Origin of the sequence: Pseudomonas sp. TMP9 (assembly GCF_037943105.1) — a bacterium.
Taxonomy (GTDB): Bacteria; Pseudomonadota; Gammaproteobacteria; order Pseudomonadales; family Pseudomonadaceae; genus Aquipseudomonas.
The window spans coordinates 2,384,235-2,399,568 of the sequence record NZ_CP149803.1; the positions used below are offsets into that span (position 1 = coordinate 2,384,235).

The window sequence follows — 15,334 nt, forward strand, 5'->3', positions numbered from 1 at the left end:
GGACGACTCAGGTCGTCGAAGGGGCGCGGAGCATACGCGAAAGCTAGCCTATTAGCACGACCTGAGGCTCGCCGGCAGACGAGCAGTCGTCAGCCTTTGCGACAATCAGCGCTTCGCGCAGTTACCGTAGCCCGGATGCAATCCGGGGAGCTGCCATCCCGGATTGCGCTAGGGCTTATCCGGGCTACCACTGATCGGCGGCCGTCAGTCAGGCAGCTGCTCTCTATCAAGGGTTTCGTGAGGCTCATCGCCATCATCAGGCGCGTCGTCTGGCTCTGGTAAATCGTCGAAATCACTTTTCAGCCCTTGTTCCATCGAATCAAGCTCAGCCAGCAAGCTGCTGAAGCTGGTTTCCTCGCCCACCTCCACTGCCGGCTCATCGGCCATGGCCAAATCAGCCCGCGCCTGCAGGCTTGGTGGAGCGTGCAGGTCATCGTCAAATGCCAACATCGGTTCGGGTTCAAGCTCACGCAATGCGGCCAGCGACGGTAACTGATCGAGACTTTTCAGGTTGAAGTGGTCAAGAAAGGCCTTGGTGGTGGCAAACATCGCCGGTTTACCCGGTACATCACGGTGACCCACCACGCGGATCCACTCGCGCTCCAGCAGGGTTTTGACGATGTGGCTGTTGACCGCCACACCGCGCACATCCTCAATCTCGCCACGGGTGATCGGCTGACGGTAAGCAATCAGCGCGAGGGTTTCCAGCATAGCCCGCGAGTAGCGTTGCGGCCGTTCTTCCCACAGGCGACCGACCCAAGGCGCATACTTTTCGCGCACTTGCAGGCGGTAACCTGAAGCGACCTCAATCAGCTCAAACGCCCGCCCATCGCAGGATTTACCCAGGTGCGTCAGCGCTTTTTTAAATACCGTAGGCTCAGGCCGCTCGGCCTCCTCAAAAAGTTCGAACAGGCGCTCTAAGGATTGCGGCTTACCGGAGGCCAGCAGAAAGGCTTCGAGCAAACTGGCCAGCTCACGCGGCTCATTAAGGTTCATGTTTATTCGGCCCGCGCACGCACATGGATTGGCCCGAAGGCCTCGTTTTGCACCAGTTCGACCAAGGACTCTTTGATCAACTCCAGCACCGCCATAAAAGTCACCACCACGCCAAGCTTGCCCTCTTCGGCACTGAACAGGCTGACAAAGGGTACAAACGCGCCGCCCTTCAGACGCTCAAGCACATCGCTCATGCGCTCGCGAGTTGACAGCGCTTCGCGGGTCACTTGGTGGCTCTCAAACATATCGGCGCGGCGAAGTACCTCGGCCATCGACAGCAAGACCTCTTCCAAACTGACATCCGGCAACAACTTACGCGCCCGCGCCTGCGGGGCATCCAGACGCGGCACAGTGAGGTCGCGCCCGACTCGACTGAGGCCGTCGATGCCTTCTGCCGCCGCCTTGTACCGCTCATATTCTTGCAAACGCCTGATCAGCTCGGCGCGCGGGTCGTCTTCCTCGGCCTCGATCTCACTGGAGCGCGGCAACAGCATGCGCGACTTGATCTCGGCAAGCATGGCGGCCATCACCAAGTATTCGGCGGCCAACTCCAAACGCACCGACTGCATCAGCTCGACATAGCCCATGTATTGACGGGTAATTTCCGCCACGGGGATGTCCAGCACATCAATGTTCTGTTTACGGATCAGGTACAGCAACAGGTCCAACGGGCCTTCGAAGGCTTCAAGAAACACCTCCAGCGCATCCGGCGGAATGTACAAGTCCAGCGGCATTTCAGTCACAGCGTGGCCATAGACCAAGGCAAATGGCAGCTCCTGCTGGGCACTGACCTGATCTTGGGGGTCGCTGTCGGGGTGTTGCTCGGTCGGCACGCTGGACATGGTCATTCTCGAATAGGCGTTCAGCGGTAATTCAGGCCAAGGGCCAGGCGCACTTCGCTCAGGGTTTCTCGCGCCTCGGAGCGCGCCTTTTCAGCGCCCTCAGCAAGAATCTGCCGCACTAGGTCGGGGCTTTCTTGATAGTCAGCTGCGCGCGCCTGTAATGGCTGCAACTCCAGTTGCACCGCCTCACTCAGCGGCCCCTTGCACTCCAGACAGCCAATCCCGGCACTGCGACAGCCTTGCTGCACCCATGCGCAGGTCTCGTTACTGGAATACAACTGATGCAGCGGCCACACCGGGCAGTGTTCAGGATTGCCCGGGTCATCGCGGTGCACCCGCGCCGGGTCGGTGGGCATGCGACGGATCTTCTCCTCAATCACCGGGCCGCTGTCGCGCAGAAAGATCGCATTATTATTGGACTTGGACATCTTGCCGCCATCCAGCCCCAGCAGCTTGGGCGACTCGCTCAGCAGAGCCTGTGGCTCGACCAGCAAAATTTTGCCACCGCCTTCCAAGTAGCCGTACAAGCGTTCGCGATCACCCAAGGTGATGCTCTGCTGATCTTTAAGCAACGCCCGCGCCGTTTCTAACGCCTCGGTATCGCCTTGCTCTTGGTAGGCTTTGCGCAGGTTGTTGTAGAGTTTGGCGGTCTTTTTACCCAGCTTGATGATCGCAGCCTCGGCTTTTTCTTCAAAGCCTGGCTCGCGGCCGTATAAATGGTTGAAGCGCCGCGCCACATCACGGGCGAACTCGATATGCGCGAGTTGATCGCTGCCCACCGGCACCACGCCAGCGCGGTATAGAAGAATATCGGCGGCCTGCAGCAAGGGGTAACCGAGAAAGCCAAAAGTGCTGAGGTCTTTACCGTGCAGCTGTTCCTGCTGCTCTTTGTAGGATGGTACGCGTTCCAGCCAGCTGAGCGGGCAGATCATCGACAGCAGCAGGTGTAATTCGGCATGCTCAGGGACTTGCGACTGAATAAACAGCGTTGCCGAACTGGGGCTAACACCGGCGGCTAACCAGTCTACGGCCATGTTCATGACCCGCTGCGACAAAGGGCCGACATCATCGTAATCAGTGGTCAGTGCGTGCAGGTCAACGATGCAGAAAAAGCATTCGTAGGTGTGTTGCAGCTTTACCCAGTTCTTTAGCACGCCCTGGTAATGCCCCAAGTGCAACAAACCACTTGGGCGCATGCCAGAGAGCACGCGGCGTTCGGCGTCAGCAAGACTCACAACGGATTACCTGAACAAACGAGAGAAACGGATTATATAGAGCCCGCGTTAAAGGTCATCGCTAAAAGGCGACGGGTCGCCACAACCCACGCGAAACACCTCAGGCTCATCCTCAAGCAAGCTGACCACCGTGGAGGCTTCCAGCCCGCCGAAGCCACCATCGATGATCAAGTCGACCTGACGCTCAAGAATCTGGCGCATCTCGTAAGGGTCACTCATCGGTAAGCCTTCACCCGGCAGGATCAAACTCACGCTCATCAGCGGCTCGTTCAGCTCTTCGAGCAACGCCATGGCAATCGGATGGTTGGGCACACGCAGGCCGATAGTACGGCGCTTGGCATGCAGCAGCATGCGCGGCACCTCACGGGTGGCGTTAAGAATAAACGTGTAGGGCCCCGGCGTATGGGCCTTGAGTAGGCGAAACGCAGCGGTATCAACCTTGGCAAAGGTGCTGAGTTCGGAGAGGTCGCGGCACACCAGGGTGAAATTATGTTTGTCATCCAGCTGGCGCAGGCGACGGATTCGCTCAATCGCCGTCTTGTCACCAATGTGGCAACCCACTGCATAGGAGGAGTCGGTTGGATAAATCACCACACCACCGCCGCGGATGATCTCCACGGCCTGTTTGATCAGGCGCGCTTGCGGGTTTTCCGGATGAATCTGGAAGAATTGGCTCACAGTCGAATCCTGTTCAGATGGCAGTAGGCTGCTGGACATGTTTGAACCGTGCCCACAGGGGCGGTAGATCCTCGGGAACAGGGCGATAAACACCCAACTCTGACCACTGGCCCGGTGCATGAAAATCACTGCCTGCGGTGACAAACATGCCGAATTCACGCGCCAGAATAGCCAGACTGCCGACCTGATCAGCCGGCTGCATACCGTTGACCACTTCCAACGAATGCCCGCCAGCAGCGACAAAATCGGCGATCAATTTTCGGCGTTTGCTGCGCGTAAAGTCGTACTGCCATGGATGCGCCAGGCTGACCCAAGCACCGGCACGGCGCAGGGTATCAACCGTCTGGGCCAGCTCCGGCCAATGCTGCTTAACATCGCCTAGCTTGCCCGAGCCCAGCCATTTGCGAAACGCTTCTGCACGGTCCTTCACATAACCGCCGCGCACGAGAAAATCAGCGAAATGCGGCCGCGCCGGGGCGTTAGCGCTGTCACCCAATTCTTGCTGAATGGCCCGCGCGCCGTCCAGTGCGCCCGGCATGCCTTTGGCTTCCAAGCGCTTACTAATTTCTGCGGCGCGCAACCAGCGCCCCTCGTGCAGTTCGGCAATCGCTTGCTGCAATGCCGGCGCATCCCGGTTGAAGGCATAACCCAGTACATGAATGGTCGCGCCGCCCCAGATACACGACAACTCGATGCCATTAACCAACTGCATACCCAGCGTTTGCGCTGCCGCACCGGCCTCATCGAGGCCCTCGAGGGTATCGTGATCGGTCAACGCCAGCACCCGCACACCGCGCTCAAACGCCCGCGCCACCACCATAGCCGGCGCAAGTGCGCCGTCTGATGCGGTGCTGTGGCAATGCAAATCAACATCCATAAGGGGCGCTTTCCGAGTCGTTTATGTTTGTTATTATGCCGGCTGATACGGATTCTTGCTGACTTGCGCCACTATTTCCTCGACTTTGCTTGGCTAGGCTGCTTTTCTCCCCGGGCTGCAGCCCGCGCCACCGCCGCTATTAAGGATTGAAATGCTCTACGCGATCATTGCCACCGATGTGGAAAATTCCCTAGAAAATCGCCTAAATGCTCGCCCGGCGCATTTGGCGCGCTTGGAACAGTTGAGGACTCAAGGTCGCTTGATCATCGCCGGCCCGCATCCGGCCATCGACAGCAATGATCCAGGGCCTGCTGGCTTTTCCGGCAGCCTGGTCGTGGCGGAATTTGAATCGCTGCAGGCTGCGCAACAGTGGGCTGATGCCGACCCCTACCGCGCCGCCGGGGTGTATGCCTCGGTGCTGGTAAAACCGTTCAAGCTGGTGTTGCCGTAAATCTCCCCTCGCTGAATAACCCATAACAACAACTACAAAAAAATAGGAGTTCCTATGCGTCTCGGCTCGCTGTTTCTGCTCTTGACCCTGTGCTTACCCGCCTTAACTCAGGCCGAAGAAAGCCCGACTCAGCCTGGGGTGCAAGCCACCTCGGCGCAGGCACAAATCGATCAGCTGGAACAGCGCTTGGCGCTTAGCGAAGAACAGCGCGCGGCCCTCAGCAGCGAACTGCAAAGCAACGCCAGTGAACGTGAAACGGTGCAAGTGCAGCGCCTGCGCCAAGAAAACCAGCGCCTCAAACTGCAGCTGAAACAAGTTCAGGCCAGCGCTCCACTGCCGCTGATCAGCGAACAACAACTATGGTTTGCCATCGGCGCAGGGGCCGGTTTGCTTGGGGTGCTTATTGGCGCCTTGCTGCGCAGTGCTCGCCGCTCACGCCGCGATTGGCTCAATTGAGTCATGAGTGCGCTGCTGTTAATCGATGACGACGTCGAACTCTGCGAACTGCTGACCAGCTGGCTGATTCAGGAAGGCTTTCAGGTCAGTGCCTGCCATGACGGTAACAGCGCGCGTAGCACCCTCGCCATGCAAACTCCGGATGCGGTGGTGCTGGATGTCATGCTGCCTGACGGCAGCGGCCTGGAACTGCTTAAGCAATTGCGCAGCGACCACCCCGAATTGCCCGTGCTGATGCTTTCGGCTCGTGGCGAACCGCTGGACCGCATTCTTGGCCTGGAACTGGGCGCCGACGACTACCTGGCCAAACCTTGCGACCCCCGCGAACTCACTGCGCGCCTGCGCGCTGTATTGCGCCGCAGCGTGCCGGCCCTGCCCAGCAACCTCTTCGACCTGGGTGATCTGCATTACAGCCAAGCGCGCGGCACCGTCACGCTTGGCGAGCAAGACGTGCCCCTGACCCTCTCGGAAAGCCGCATCCTTGAAGCGCTGCTGCAACGTCCTGGGGAACCTGTGGATAAACAGCAATTGGCGCAGTTGGCCCTGGGTCGCAAACTAACGCTGTATGACCGCAGCCTAGACATGCACGTCAGTAACCTGCGCAAAAAACTCGGCCCGCACGCTGATGGCCGTCAACGGATTCTGGCGCTGCGCAGCCGCGGCTATTACTACAGCGTTTAAAACCTGCTGCGCGTCGGCCCAGCTGCGTTAAAAACCAGCTCGGATGCGAGCCCAGTCGGAATGCTCATTTACAGCAGTAAACTCGCGTGCGAGCCCAGTCCGCGTCCTCGCCGTTTTTTGCCTTGCATGACTCTAGCTCGCGAGGTTTTGCACAGTTTTTAAGTAAATCAGTTCAGCCGCGCTCTTTACCTAAGCTTTACCTTGCCCTGACGGCTCTTGACCTTGACCGCCCTAGACTGAACTCATCCGGTGTTTACCGGTTTCAGACAAGGAGACACCCCATGCGCAAGACCCTTACCGCAGTCATGCTCGCCCTGACCCTACCTACTCTCGCCATGGCCATGCCTGAAGGCGGCTCGCGGCACGAAGGCCATTATGGTGAACATGGCTCGCGCATGTTCAAAGAACTCGACCTGAGCAAAGAGCAGCACCGCGACATTCGCAAACTGATGGGCGAACAGATGACTGATCGCCGTGCAATCACCCAGCGCTACCTGGAAAAACTCCCAGCCGCCGAACAAAAAGCCATGCAGGATGAGCTGCAAGCCGCAAAAGAAAAACAGCACAGTGCCATCCGCGCCCTGCTTAAACCCGAGCAGCAAAAAGCCTTCGACGAGCACCAACAACAGATGCAAGCGCGCCGCGCTGAGCGTCAGGCGTTCAAAGCCTGGCAGGCTGAACAAGCAAAGAAAAGCTAAAGCCATCCCCCTAAACTTACGCCCATCAGGTCGCTAGCCTTGCTGGGCGTTTCTGTTATTCAAGGAGCCGCTGTGCGTTCACTGTTTTGGCGTATTTTTGCCAGCTTCTGGCTAGCTATCGCTCTGGTTGCCGGGCTGTCCATGTTGCTTGGGCGCATGCTCAATCAGGATGCCTGGCTTCTCAGCCAGCACCCCGGCATGGGCGACCTCGCCGAAACATGGAGCCAACGTTACGAAACACAAGGCCCGCAGGCCGCGCAGCGCTTGCTTGAACAGCGCAAGCGCATGTTTCGCATCGATGTGCAGGTGTTGGATGACAGCGGCCAAGCGCTGGTTAAAGGCACTTTTTCACCTCGCGCAGCCGCCTTTGAAGCGCGCCATCGCAATGAAAAACGCCTGCCCTGGCGCCGCCTAAGTGTTGACTACACCAGCACGCACAGCGGCGAAACCTATCTGTTTATTTACCGCATCCCACTTCCTGAAGTTGCTGCCTGGCAACGCGACAGCCTGCTGTGGCCGCTCAGTGCACTGGGTATTGCCATGCTGGTACTGACCCTGTTTAGCCTCTGGCTGACGCTGTCCATCACACGCCCACTGAACCGCCTGCGCGGCGCCGTGCATGACTTGGGACAAACCACTTATCAGCAGAACAGCCTGGCGCGGCTGGCTAAACGGCGTGATGAGCTGGGCGTATTGGCAGCGGACTTCAACCGCATGGGCGAGCGCGTACAAGGCTTGATCAGCAGCCAACGGCAGTTGTTGCGCGACGTCTCCCATGAGCTGCGCTCACCGCTGACGCGCCTGCGTGTCGCCCTCGCGCTGACTGAACGGGCAGATGCCGTGGAGCGGGAGAAATACTGGCCGCGCCTAAGCCAAGAATGCGACCGCTTGGAAGCGCTGATCAGTGAAATCCTCGCCCTTGCCCGCCTCGATGCCGAACCGGGTGCGGCGCAGCCGATCAACTTAGGCGAGTTGCTGCATAAACTGCAGGAGGATGCGCGCTTGGATGCGCCGCAGCAGTCGATCAAGATTCAGCTGGAAAGCCACCTACAACTCAACGGCTGGGCAGATATGTTGCAACGCGCGCTAGAGAACCTGTTGCGCAATGCCCTGCGCTTTAATCCAGCCGGTGAGCCGATTGAATTAACGGCCAGCAAAACCGCTGGGCTGCTGCGCCTTAGCGTGCGTGACCATGGCCCTGGGGTAACCCCTGAGCAGCTGGCGCGTCTAGGTGAGCCCTTCTACCGCGCCCCCGGCCAGACCAGCAGCGGCCACGGTTTAGGCTTGGCCATTGCACGCCGCGCGGCAGAACGGCATGGCGGCCAGCTTGAACTGCGCAACCATGCACAAGGCGGCTTTGTCGCCACCTTGTACTTGCCACTCAACCAGGATAATCAGACGCCGGCCAGCACCTGACAAAATTACTCACTTGCAACACAGGCACCGCCCGTAATTCACGCTCTGGCGTGCCTAAGTAGAGGTAGGCAATCACCTGCTCATTGGCGGCCAAACCCAAACCCGCCGCTACTTGTGGGTTGTAGGCCATATCACCCGTGCGCCAGACCGCGCCAATGCCCTGAGCATGGGCCGCCAGCAAAATACCGTGAGCTGCGCAGCCAGCAGCCAACAGCTGCTCTTGCACGGGTACTTTGCCATTGGCTTGCACGCACGCGATCACCACCACCAGCAAAGGCGCGCGCAGCGGCATGGCACGTACTTTGGCCAGCGCATCAGTGCTGGCCTCTGCGGCCAAGGTGCTGGCGAACAATTCACCCAGCTGCACCAGCGCCTCACCCTCAACGGTGAGAAAACGCCAAGGCCGCAACTGTCCGTGATCCGGCGCGCGCAAGGCCGCACGAAACAGCAGTTCGCGCTGCGCAGCATCGGGTGCGGGTGCAATCAGGCGTGGTGCGGAAACACGATTTAGCAACGCATCAAGAGCGTCCATTAGCCACCTCAGCTATTCAATCAGGCCATCATTCTAGTGCCTGTGGCCGCTGGGCGGGCAAGCGCATAAACCGACACTCAGGCAAGGCTTGTCGAGCAGGCCTACTTTGCCAAACACAGAACCCGGCAAAGACTCGTACCCAAGAGCCATTCTGCGCAGCGCGTGCCGCCGGTATCCACCAAGCTCAATCGCTGTACAGCAGCCATAGCGCGAGTAGAATGGCGCCCCTTTGACCCCCAGCGCCTGAGCAGAACCCATGTCATTGCCGACACTTCGCATCATTGCTTTTATTCTCGGCATTTTCCTGATCACGCTGGCCATCAGCATGTTGATCCCCATGCTGACGCTGCTGCTGTATTCGCGCACGGATGACATCAATGCCTTTTTCTGGTCCAGCCTTGTTACAGCGGCTGTCGGCTTGGCCATGGTCATCCCCGGGCGCCCCAAAGATGCGCAATTGCGCCCGCGTGACATGTACCTGCTGACCACCGGCAGCTGGCTGGTGGTGTGCATCTTCGCAGCGCTACCGATGGTACTGATTCATCACATCAGCTACACCGATGCCTTCTTCGAGACCATGTCCGGTATTACCACCACAGGTTCGACGATACTGGTCGGGCTTGATCACGCCTCACCCGGGCTGCTGATTTGGCGTTCGATGTTGCAATGGCTAGGCGGCATCGGTTTTATCGGCATGGCGGTGGCTATTTTGCCGCTGCTGCGCGTAGGCGGTATGCGCCTGTTCCAAACTGAATCATCAGACTGGGGCGAGAAGGTCATGCCGCGCTCGCACATGGCGGCCAAATACATTCTGTTTATCTACCTAGGCCTGACCTTGAGCGGCTTTCTTGGCTTCTGGTTAGCGGGCATGACGCCCTTTGATGCGATCAATCATGCAATGACCTCGATTTCTACCGGTGGTTATTCAACGTCTGACTCATCGCTGGCCAACTGGACTCAACCCGCCGTGCATTGGGTTGCAGTGGTATTGATGATCTGTGGCGGTTTACCCTTTACCCTGTATGTCGCCACCCTGCGCGGCAACCGTAAAGCGCTGTTTAAAGACCACCAAGTGCGCGGCTTTCTGGGTTTTCTACTGGCCACTTGGCTGGTTTTTGGCACGTGGTTATGGCTGCACTCGGACAACAGCTGGCTGGATGCCTTTCGCATCGTCGCGGTGAATGTCACCTCAGTGGTCACCACCACCGGCTTTGCCTTGGGCGACTACACCACGTGGGGCAGTTTTGCCGTGTTGCTGTTTTTTTACCTCACCTTTGTTGGCGGCTGCTCGGGTTCGACTGCCGGCGGGCTGAAAATCTTTCGCTTTCAGGTGGCCTACGTGCTGCTGAGGGCGAACTTGCAGCAACTGGTGCACCCGCGCGCCGTGATCAAGCAGCAATACAACAATCACAACCTCGACGAGGAGATTGTCCGCTCATTGATCACCTTTTCATTTTTCTTCACCATTACCATCGGTGTGATTGCCCTTGGCCTGACGCTGCTTGGCTTGGACTGGGTAACAGCCCTGACCGGCGCGGCGACAGCAGTGTGCAACGTTGGCCCAGGCTTAGGCCCGATCATTGGCCCAGCGGGTAACTTCTCCAGCTTGCCCGATGCGGCCAAATGGCTGCTAACCATCGGTATGCTGCTGGGGCGTTTGGAAATTCTGACCGTACTGGTGCTGGTCACTCGGGCATTCTGGCGGCACTGAATAAACACCAGACCGGCTAAATAACTGAGCGCACGCGGCCACAGCCTCTAAAATTTCGCTACACCTGCAATGGAACTCGCTTAGATGGCCTGGCCGACCTTACGGATCATCGCCTTTGTTAATGGCATCTTTCTCCTGACCCTGGCGATCAGCATGGCCGTGCCCATGCTAACGCTGGTGTTATTTGCGCGGCCTAACGAGCTCAACACCTTTCTCTGGCCGAGCCTGATCACGCTTGTCGCGGGCTTGGCGATGATCGCCCAAGGCCGGCCTAAAGATGTGCAATTGCGCCCTCGCGATATGTACCTGCTGACGGTGTCCAGCTGGGTGCTGGTAGGGCTGTTTGCCTCACTGCCCTTTATGTTTTCTCTGCGTTTGGGCGTGACTGACGCGGTGTTTGAGAGCATGTCGGGCATCACCGCCACTGGCGCCACCGTGCTCAGCGGCTTAGACAGCATGTCGCCGGGGATTTTGATTTGGCGCTCGCTGCTGCACTGGCTTGGCGGGATCGGCTTTATTGCCATGGCGGTGGCGATTCTACCCATGCTGCGAATCGGCGGTATGCGCCTGTTCCAGACCGAATCATCGGACCGCTCCGAGAAGATCATGCCACGCTCGCACATGGTCGCCAAATATATGATCGCGGCCTACGTGGGCATCAGCCTGCTTGGCTGCTTGGCGCTCTGGGTGGCCGGCATGGGCGTGTTTGATGCGATCAACCACACCATGTCCGCCATCGCCACGGGCGGGTTCTCCACCTCAGATCAATCAGTGGGCAAATGGACCCAACCGGGCGTGCATTGGGTCACCATCGTGTTGATGATTCTCGGCAGCTTGCCCTTCGTGCTGTTTGCTTCAATGTTGCGTGGTAACTACAAGGCGTTGATTCGGGACCAGCAAGTGCGCGGCTTCCTCGGTATTTTGCTCAGTACCTGGCTGTTGCTCGGCACTTGGTATTACCTGAGCACCGATCTGCATTGGCTTGAAGCCATTCGCCATGTCGCGTTCAACACCACGTCAATCATGACCACCACCGGTTTTGCCCTCGGCGATTACACCCTTTGGGGGGGCTTTGCCGGCATGCTGTTTTTCTACTTGGGGTTTATCGGGGGTTGCTCAGGCTCAACCGCTGGCGGCTTAAAGATATTCCGTTTCCAAGTGGCCTATGTGCTGCTTCGGGCCAACTTGATGCAGCTGATCCATCCCCGCGCGGTGATCAAGCAGCAGTACAACCGTCACCACCTGGATGAAGACATCGTCCGCTCGATCCTGACCTTCTCATTCTTCTTCACCATCACCATCGCCGTGCTGGCACTCGGCCTGACGCTGTGTGGCTTGGACTGGATCACCGCACTCAGCGGTGCAGCCAGTACCGTCTCAGGTGTTGGCCCTGGCATGGGTCCGATCATCGGCCCGGCGGGCAATTTTTCTAGCCTGCCCGATACGGCTAAATGGTTGCTGACCTTCGGTATGCTGCTCGGCCGCCTGGAAATCCTCACCGTATTGGTGCTGATGTTGCCGGCCTTCTGGCGGCACTGAGTCGTCTTGCTGCACGCTTGTTGCCGGCGCATGCAATTGATGCCGCTAGATACGCGTCCGGTATTCGCCTGGGGTGGTGTTAAACCAACGGCGAAACGCACGGAAAAAGTTGCTGGGGTCAGAAAACCCCAGCAGGTAGGAAATCTCCAACAAGGTCAGATTGGCCTGGCCCAAGTATTGGCCGGCCAGCTCGCGGCGCGTGTCGTCGAGCAGGTGCTGATAGCTGGTGCCTTCATCCTGTAAACGACGCTGCAAGGTGCGCTCGGATAAGAGCAGCGCTTGCGCCACCGCCTCACGCTTGGGCTCGCCTTGGGGCAACAAACGGCACAGCACTTGGCGCGCTTGATGGGTTACCCGCGAGCCCGAAAACCGCGCCAAATATTCCCCGGCAAAACGATCGTGCAACTGTGCCAAGGCTTCATTAGCCGATGGCAACGGTGCATCTAAATCAGCCCGATCAAACAGCAAGGCATAGTGCTCGGCATCGAATTTCAGCGGGCACTGGAACACCTCTTGATAGGGCTGCAAATTCTCTGGCGCCGCGCCCATCAGGCTGACAAGCCGCGGACGCAAGGGCTTGCCGGTGAGCCAACGAGAAAATGCCAACGAATGCGCCAATGAAGCCTCAGCGCTCTGCCGCGCTGAAGGCAAGCGATCGCCATGGATGGCCAGGAGCATTTCATAGCCTTCAGGGGTGGGGTGAAAACTGATGTCAGCGCCCTCGGCAATAATCCGCTGGTAGCGCACCAGCCGGGCGAAACCCTCCAGTAAATTGCGGCTGCTCATGACCGCATAGCCAACCACGTTGAATGCCGATGGCCGCTGGATTTTTGCCATGTTTAAGCCTATGGCCGGGTTGCCAGACGCTTGCACGGCCAAGTGCCAAAGACGGGTCATGGCATCCTGAGCAAAGCGCGCATCGGGGTCGCTTAACGCTGCATAGTCGAGGCCGAGCTGAGCAAACAGGCTGCGGCAATCAACATCGCCAAGTTCCAACGCCGCGACAATACCCGCAGCCCAGCTGGATGAAGTGGTACGTTCACTCATGACTTGATCTGTTCTTATTCGGGTACGAAGGGCGACGGAAGGATACTAAACTGGCACCGAATGTCAGTGGCCACGCGCTTAAGCCGACCTAGACTGATGGTTAGTCTTAACCGCTGCAACCCCGGCGGTAACATGAACATCATTGCGAGGCCCTTATGACCAGCGAAACCAATACCCGCTTCAGCAGCTTCGCCGAGTTCTATCCCTACTACCTGCAGGAACACAGCAACGCCATTTGCCGCCGCCTGCATTACGTCGGCAGCTTTTTGGTGCTGGGCATAATCGCCTACAGCGTGCTGACTCAGCAGTGGCTATGGCTGCTGGCCATCCCGCTGGTTGGTTATGGTTTTGCCTGGGTTGGCCACTTTGTGTTCGAAAAAAATCGTCCGGCGACCTTTGACTACCCGTTTTACTCGTTAATGGCTGACTGGGTGATGCTGAAAGATGCCTTTACTGGGCGCATCAAGTTCTAGCAGGCCAAACGCGGTCAAAGCGTGCGCAGCCTTTCGGTGAGCGCGCTTGGCGGTTGCGGCGGGCTTGGTTATGATCCTTGGCTTATTTTGCGCAGCCGAGTTGCTGCGCTATCAGGCACCCGGCAGAGGTGCCAGACGAGTAGCAGGGATTGTTCCATCGAATGAATGACATAAACGCCCCACGAATTTCCATCCTGCCTGCACCGCCGCTGCGCGAGTATTACTCCCGTGTCCTGGCGTATATCACCATTGCCGCCAGCATTGCTGCGGGCACTTATGCCCAGCATTTCGGTTATGAAATTCTTTGGTCGGTGCCCTACGCCCTGCTCTATCCACATTTGGCGCACCACCTAAGCCAGCGCCTTAAGCGCGATCACCCGCAGCGCACGGCCCTTTCTCTGTTATTTATCGATGCTGTACACGCTGGCGGCGTGCTTGCCCTGCTCGGCTTCTCGGTGGTGCCCAGCTTGATGTCGCTGCTGATTCTATTATTCAGTTCGCTGGTGATGGGCGGCCTTCGCTATCTTGGCCTCGCGGCACTGATTGCACTGAGCGGCGCAGTAATCAGCGCGGCTCTGCTCGGGATCAAGCCGAATATCCATACCCCAGCGCTGGTTGCACTGGTCAGTATCTTTTTCACCACCCTATATATTTGCATCACCGCCTACTTTGTGCACCAGCAGGGTCTGCGTTTGGCCCAAGTACGTAAGGACATTAGTCGCGAACAAGAAAAAGCCGCTCGCTTGTCGCGCAACTTAGCCAAGTACTTGTCGCCGCAGGTATGGGAGTCAATCTTCACCGGTAAAAAGAGCGTGCGCTTGGAAACTCAGCGCAAGAAGCTCACGGTATTTTTCTCTGATATTAAGGGCTTTACCGAGCTGTCGGAGGAGCTGGAAGCTGAGGCGCTGACTGACCTGCTCAACACCTACCTTAATGAAATGTCGAAGATTTGCCTGAAGTACGGCGGCACTATCGATAAATTCGTCGGCGACTGCGTAATGGTGTTCTTTGGCGACCCGGCCAGCAAAGGCGCGAAGAAAGATGCCGTTAATGCTGTTTCCATGGCCATTGCCATGCGTAAACACATGAAGGTGCTGCGCCAACAGTGGCGCGCCCAAGGCATCACCAAGCCGCTGGAAATCCGTATGGGCCTCAATACCGGCTACTGCACGGTGGGTAACTTCGGTGCGGATACGCGCATGGATTACACCATCATCGGCCGTGATGTGAACCTTGCCAGCCGCCTAGAAAGCGCCGCTGAGTCTGGTGAAATCCTGATTTCTCACGAAACCTACTCACTGATCAAGGATGTGATCATGTGCCGTGACAAGGGCCAGATCACCGTCAAGGGGTTTACCCGCCCAGTGCAAATTTACCAGGTGGTGGACTTTCGCCGCGACCTTGGGGCCACCTCAAGCTACGTCGAGCATGAGCTGCCGGGCTTCTCTATGTACCTAGACACTAACGGCATCCAGAATTTTGACAAAGAGAAGGTCATCCAAGCCCTCAGTCATGCCGCTGACAAGCTGCGCGATAAGGTCATTATGTAGCACGGCTCACCCCACGATAGAGGCGTGTGTTTACACAGCTGCAACGCCCTCCCTCATCAGGCTTAATCAACGCCCCTCATGCCGCGGTCAACGCACGGTTGCAAGCTTGCATCGCACTGATTTCAAGCCGCGACTGCCCAGCCTACGTTACC

General features: G+C 58.0%; 15 protein-coding genes and 1 pseudogene. 9 read left to right on the forward strand and 7 right to left on the reverse strand.

The features are described from left to right. Window positions 1–279: 279 nt before the first annotated feature. The 5 genes and pseudogenes from scpB to WF513_RS11380 form a co-directional block, all read right to left on the reverse strand. Window positions 280–996: pseudogene (gene scpB / locus WF513_RS11360) on the reverse strand (SMC-Scp complex subunit ScpB); the annotation flags it as partial. Window positions 997–998: 2 nt separating this feature from the next. Beyond that, window positions 999–1,697: a ScpA family protein gene (locus WF513_RS11365; protein WP_339083538.1), complete on the reverse strand. Its 699-nt coding sequence runs from the start codon at window positions 1,695–1,697 to the stop codon at window positions 999–1,001. Window positions 1,698–1,858: 161 nt separating this feature from the next. Then, window positions 1,859–3,073 (reverse strand): tryptophan--tRNA ligase, encoded by a 1,215-nt coding sequence (locus WF513_RS11370; RefSeq protein WP_339079481.1) that lies wholly within the window; start codon window positions 3,071–3,073, stop codon window positions 1,859–1,861. 48 nt (window positions 3,074–3,121) lie between these two features. Beyond that, complete coding sequence (locus WF513_RS11375; RefSeq protein ID WP_339079482.1) at window positions 3,122–3,751, reverse strand: L-threonylcarbamoyladenylate synthase; 630 nt, start codon at window positions 3,749–3,751, stop codon at window positions 3,122–3,124. A 13-nt stretch (window positions 3,752–3,764) separates the two neighbouring features. After that, entirely contained in the window at window positions 3,765–4,628 is an 864-nt protein-coding gene (locus WF513_RS11380; protein ID WP_339079484.1) for a PHP domain-containing protein, read from the reverse strand. Window positions 4,629–4,779: 151 nt separating this feature from the next. Between WF513_RS11380 and WF513_RS11385 the strand changes: the two genes are divergently transcribed. From WF513_RS11385 to WF513_RS11405, 5 genes are all read left to right on the forward strand, one after another. After that, window positions 4,780–5,079, forward strand: coding sequence for a YciI family protein (locus tag WF513_RS11385; protein ID WP_339079485.1), 300 nt, complete (start codon window positions 4,780–4,782; stop codon window positions 5,077–5,079). A 54-nt stretch (window positions 5,080–5,133) separates the two neighbouring features. Next, a complete protein-coding gene (locus WF513_RS11390; RefSeq protein WP_339079486.1) occupies window positions 5,134–5,535 on the forward strand; it encodes a translation initiation factor 2 in 402 nt (133 codons plus the stop codon). Window positions 5,536–5,538: 3 nt separating this feature from the next. After that, window positions 5,539–6,216, forward strand: coding sequence for a response regulator transcription factor (locus tag WF513_RS11395; RefSeq protein ID WP_339079487.1), 678 nt, complete (start codon window positions 5,539–5,541; stop codon window positions 6,214–6,216). Window positions 6,217–6,497: 281 nt separating this feature from the next. Beyond that, window positions 6,498–6,914: a Spy/CpxP family protein refolding chaperone gene (locus tag WF513_RS11400; protein ID WP_339079488.1), complete on the forward strand. Its 417-nt coding sequence runs from the start codon at window positions 6,498–6,500 to the stop codon at window positions 6,912–6,914. Between the two features lie 72 nt (window positions 6,915–6,986). Next, on the forward strand, window positions 6,987–8,330 hold the full coding sequence (locus WF513_RS11405; RefSeq protein ID WP_339079490.1) for a HAMP domain-containing sensor histidine kinase: 1,344 nt from the start codon (window positions 6,987–6,989) through the stop codon (window positions 8,328–8,330). Here the strand turns inward: WF513_RS11405 and WF513_RS11410 are convergent. Then, a complete protein-coding gene (locus WF513_RS11410) occupies window positions 8,296–8,862 on the reverse strand; it encodes a nitroreductase family protein (protein WP_339079492.1) in 567 nt (188 codons plus the stop codon). The genes WF513_RS11405 and WF513_RS11410 overlap by 35 nt on opposite strands. 256 nt (window positions 8,863–9,118) lie before the next feature. Between WF513_RS11410 and WF513_RS11415 the strand changes: the two genes are divergently transcribed. Both WF513_RS11415 and WF513_RS11420 read left to right on the forward strand, forming a co-directional pair. Continuing rightward, window positions 9,119–10,573, forward strand: coding sequence for a TrkH family potassium uptake protein (locus tag WF513_RS11415; protein ID WP_339079493.1), 1,455 nt, complete (start codon window positions 9,119–9,121; stop codon window positions 10,571–10,573). Between the two features lie 84 nt (window positions 10,574–10,657). Then, window positions 10,658–12,112, forward strand: coding sequence for a TrkH family potassium uptake protein (locus WF513_RS11420; RefSeq protein WP_339079494.1), 1,455 nt, complete (start codon window positions 10,658–10,660; stop codon window positions 12,110–12,112). Window positions 12,113–12,157: 45 nt separating this feature from the next. Here the strand turns inward: WF513_RS11420 and WF513_RS11425 are convergent, their stop codons facing one another. Continuing rightward, window positions 12,158–13,159 carry an AraC family transcriptional regulator gene (locus WF513_RS11425; RefSeq protein WP_339079495.1) on the reverse strand — a complete coding sequence of 334 codons (1,002 nt, stop codon included), beginning with the start codon at window positions 13,157–13,159 and terminating at the stop codon, window positions 12,158–12,160. Between the two features lie 155 nt (window positions 13,160–13,314). On the opposite strand from WF513_RS11425, the gene WF513_RS11430 reads away from it, so the two are divergent. Together WF513_RS11430 and WF513_RS11435 are read left to right on the forward strand one after the other, a co-directional pair. Next, entirely contained in the window at window positions 13,315–13,632 is a 318-nt protein-coding gene (locus tag WF513_RS11430; protein ID WP_339079496.1) for an Mpo1-like protein, read from the forward strand. Window positions 13,633–13,793: 161 nt separating this feature from the next. Next, a complete protein-coding gene (locus WF513_RS11435) occupies window positions 13,794–15,182 on the forward strand; it encodes an adenylate/guanylate cyclase domain-containing protein (protein WP_339079497.1) in 1,389 nt (462 codons plus the stop codon). Window positions 15,183–15,334 lie beyond the last annotated feature (152 nt).

Excerpts from the sequence above, each read along its gene's own strand:
- WF513_RS11390 (WP_339079486.1), top strand. The coding sequence starts at position 5,134 with ATGCGTCTCGGCTCGCTGTTTCTGCTCTTGACCCTGTGCTTACCCGCC.
- WF513_RS11400 (WP_339079488.1), top strand. The coding sequence starts at position 6,498 with ATGCGCAAGACCCTTACCGCAGTCATGCTCGCCCTGACCCTACCTACT.
- WF513_RS11410 (WP_339079492.1), bottom strand. The coding sequence starts at position 8,862 with ATGGACGCTCTTGATGCGTTGCTAAATCGTGTTTCCGCACCACGCCTG.
- WF513_RS11415 (WP_339079493.1), top strand. The coding sequence starts at position 9,119 with ATGTCATTGCCGACACTTCGCATCATTGCTTTTATTCTCGGCATTTTC.
- WF513_RS11385 (WP_339079485.1), top strand. The coding sequence starts at position 4,780 with ATGCTCTACGCGATCATTGCCACCGATGTGGAAAATTCCCTAGAAAAT.
- WF513_RS11435 (WP_339079497.1), top strand. The coding sequence starts at position 13,794 with ATGAATGACATAAACGCCCCACGAATTTCCATCCTGCCTGCACCGCCG.
- WF513_RS11420 (WP_339079494.1), top strand. The coding sequence starts at position 10,658 with ATGGCCTGGCCGACCTTACGGATCATCGCCTTTGTTAATGGCATCTTT.
- WF513_RS11395 (WP_339079487.1), top strand. The coding sequence starts at position 5,539 with ATGAGTGCGCTGCTGTTAATCGATGACGACGTCGAACTCTGCGAACTG.
- WF513_RS11380 (WP_339079484.1), bottom strand. The coding sequence starts at position 4,628 with ATGGATGTTGATTTGCATTGCCACAGCACCGCATCAGACGGCGCACTT.
- WF513_RS11425 (WP_339079495.1), bottom strand. The coding sequence starts at position 13,159 with ATGAGTGAACGTACCACTTCATCCAGCTGGGCTGCGGGTATTGTCGCG.
- WF513_RS11430 (WP_339079496.1), top strand. The coding sequence starts at position 13,315 with ATGACCAGCGAAACCAATACCCGCTTCAGCAGCTTCGCCGAGTTCTAT.